The organism is Paradesulfitobacterium ferrireducens, from assembly GCF_017310645.1.
Taxonomy (GTDB): Bacteria; Bacillota; Desulfitobacteriia; order Desulfitobacteriales; family Desulfitobacteriaceae; genus Paradesulfitobacterium; species Paradesulfitobacterium ferrireducens.
Genome location: NZ_JAFLRH010000014.1, coordinates 1 through 2,795 on the forward strand (window position 1 = coordinate 1; position 2,795 = coordinate 2,795).

Below are 2,795 nucleotides of genomic sequence, written 5' to 3' on the forward strand. Positions count from 1 at the left end.
CAAAAACTGTTTCCGTATGAGTTCCCGGAATGCTTCATCGCTGAGGCGTTCGCCTTGATAAACACCGTCTTCAACCAAACGATCATCAATTAACCTTGTAAATTCCTCATCTTCACGGGCCATGTTCTGGTAGCGCTGTTATACTTCGTAGGGGAAATCCAACTGGAAATCGATACGGCTCATGTTACCCTTGAGGAACGCTTCGACCATATCGAGAACCGTATTAATATTACTTTGCTTTTTCATGTGGACTCCTCTCATTTAAACCTGGTGGGACTTTGCACGTCTCTGGCGCGTTCCAAGGCAGCAACTGCGCTAACTGTTTCTGGTCACTAAGATTCATGTTAGGTGCCGCGTCAAAGACATAACTTAAAAAGCGGTAGGGATCCAATCCGTTTTCCTTCGCTGTCTCAATTAGACTGAACATGACGGCGCTGCCCTGTGCCCCTTTGGGAGTGTTGGCAAACAAAAAGTTCTTCCGGTCAATGACGAAGGGTTTGATGCTGCGTTCCGCCCGGTTGTTGCTGATCTCCAGCCGTCCGTCTAAGAGATAGTTTTTAAGCCAAGGCCACTGTTCCTGTAGGTAATAGATTGCTTTGCCAATTGCTGATTTCGGCGCTGTTTTCTGAGCTCTTAACCACGTCGAAAAGGCGTCAAGCACCGGCTTTGCGAGTTCCTGACGTTTCTCATAGCGTCTTTCCGACGGGTATGCTGCCAGTTGTTTTTCAATGTCAAACAGCATGTCGCAATAGTGTTTTCCGCGCAGGGCTAAAGACCCCTCCCGGTCTTTTTCCGGGAGAGCTTTCAGGGCTTCATCAAATTTTCGTCGGGCATGCGCCCAGCAGCCCACCACTGTAATCTGGCTCGGCAAATTATGGTAGCCGCTGTACCCGTCCGCATGCAAATATCCGGAAAATCCTTTCAGAAACTCAGCCGGGCGTTGAGCTTTTCGGTCTGGCTGGTATTCATACAGAATAATCGGCTGTCCGGTATCTCCGCTGGTCCGATACAGCCACATGTAGCTCTTGGACTGAGCGGATTTGCCCGGTTCCCGCAGCACTTGCAGAGTGGTTTCATCCCCGTGCAGTACCTGCCGGGCGCAAAGCCTGCGATGCAGTTCACGGTAGATGGGCTCCAGCCAATCCTCGGTGCTTTTTAGCACCCAGTTGGATAAGGTTTGTCGTGAAAGCTTTAGTCCCTGACGTAAAAAAGCTTGCTCCTGCCGGTACAGCGGGGCTCCCATGACAAATTTTTGCGTGATGATGTGCGCCACCGCCTCCGGTGAGGCAAAGCTGCCTTTGATAACGTTGTTTCTCTGTGGTGTTCTGATCACGGGGACGTTGGTTCCGGTTTTTTCGCAGGTTCGGCAGGCGTAGGTATAGTAGATATCCTCCAGGATCACTGCACTAGCCGGAATGAGTTTTAGCCGCCGTTGCACGGTCTTCCCGATGATTTGCATCTCGTCATTGCATACCGGGCAGTTGCGTTCATTCTCCGGCAGGAAATGCTCGGTGGTTTCGACAGGCAGATTCTCGGGCAAGCTATCCTTTGTTTCCCGGCGCTTCCTGCGAACGTATTTCTTCACGTCGGTTAGCTCCGGTTCCGGCACGGCTTCATCCGCGAAGACTTCTGCTTCATTGAATAGGTTCGGCTGCTCCCAGCCGTCATATTTACTCTGCTCGGACGAAGACCCAAAACGTTTTTGACGAGCCAGGCGCAGTTGCTCGAGAAACCACTCTACCTGACGCGACAATTCAGCGTTTTGGGTCTTCAATGAAAGATATTCATTATATTCTGTGCGCGAAATCGTGACGACTTCGGCGCTTTCTTTAGCAGTTTCATGCACGTTTTTCATACTTAAATTATACCGTATTTTACCTTGGTTAACAATGAAAAACTCAGTATTTTCAAGGCTTTCAGGCATTTAAATAATGCATAGATCGGCCATCGGACGCAGGGCTTTGGGTTGGTCGATGGAGAGCCCTTCCATGAGCCAGCGAAACTGCTGCGCCGTGAGTGCCCGGACGTTTTCTGGGGTTCTCGGCCATTGAAAACGCCCGTTCTCTAACCTCTTATACAGAAGCACGAACCCGTCTCCTTCCCAGTAGAGCGCTTTAATCCGATCAGTGCGCCGGCCACAGAACAGAAAAAGACTGTCCGAAAAGGGGTCAAGCTGAAAGCGTTGCTGTACCATAGCGGCCAATCCGTCAATGCCTCGCCGCAGGTCTGTGTAACCGCAGGCGAGATACACATGCGCTGCACGCGTGACATCTAACACAGCGCTTTCACCACTCTCAGGACCGCTTCCACGGTTTCGGGACTAACCCCGTTTTGAATTTCCAGCGTGACGGTATTCAGACGAATGATTACGGCGGCCGCAGACGCGTTCTGAACCGGAGCCGGTATTAGGCACTCTGCAAATACTGCTGTTTCCTCCTGCTTCATGACTGACTGCCGCTTTGATCTTTCGGCAAGATTTTGTGTCCCTGCGTCCCAAACCACACGTTGCCACCTGTAATAGGTCTGTGGGCTGATATGGCGCTCATTGCACCAAGCGCGCACCGTTTGTCCGCTGTTCCGACACTCATAGATAAGCTTGCGCCATTCCTCCACTTTAAGCTCATGTTTCACCTTTTGCAGTTCCATTTGTTATCCTCTCCTGAGAGTAGTATTAAGAGCTACTGAGTGTTCTCGCGATATCTCGCTATATCTAGCTATATCTCAGGATGCTCTCACTTACATAGTTTCTCACAGAAAAGAGGAGTGAGCTATGTGTCGTTATATTTGACGCTTAC

The 2,795-nt window shown here is 50.4% G+C and carries 3 protein-coding genes; all 3 read right to left on the bottom strand.

Features of this window, described 5'->3' with window-relative positions; genetic code table 11:
• Positions 1-229: 229 nt before the first annotated feature.
• The 3 genes from tnpC to tnpA all read right to left on the bottom strand — a co-directional run bounded on the left by tnpC (position 230) and on the right by tnpA (position 2,646).
• Positions 230-1,855, bottom strand: coding sequence for an IS66 family transposase (gene tnpC / locus J0X21_RS04325; RefSeq protein ID WP_236006069.1), 1,626 nt, complete (start codon positions 1,853-1,855; stop codon positions 230-232).
• Positions 1,856-1,924: 69 nt separating this feature from the next.
• Positions 1,925-2,278 carry an IS66 family insertion sequence element accessory protein TnpB gene (gene tnpB, locus J0X21_RS04330; protein ID WP_206810966.1) on the bottom strand — a complete coding sequence of 118 codons (354 nt, stop codon included), beginning with the start codon at positions 2,276-2,278 and terminating at the stop codon, positions 1,925-1,927.
• Positions 2,272-2,646: an IS66 family insertion sequence element accessory protein TnpA gene (gene tnpA, locus J0X21_RS04335; RefSeq protein ID WP_206810967.1), complete on the bottom strand. Its 375-nt coding sequence runs from the start codon at positions 2,644-2,646 to the stop codon at positions 2,272-2,274. The genes tnpB and tnpA overlap by 7 nt, the downstream gene beginning before the upstream one ends.
• Positions 2,647-2,795 lie beyond the last annotated feature (149 nt).

Coding starts and splice junctions, on each gene's coding strand:
- tnpC (WP_236006069.1), bottom strand. CDS start 1,855: ATGAAAAACGTGCATGAAACTGCTAAAGAAAGCGCCGAAGTCGTCACG.
- tnpA (WP_206810967.1), bottom strand. CDS start 2,646: ATGGAACTGCAAAAGGTGAAACATGAGCTTAAAGTGGAGGAATGGCGC.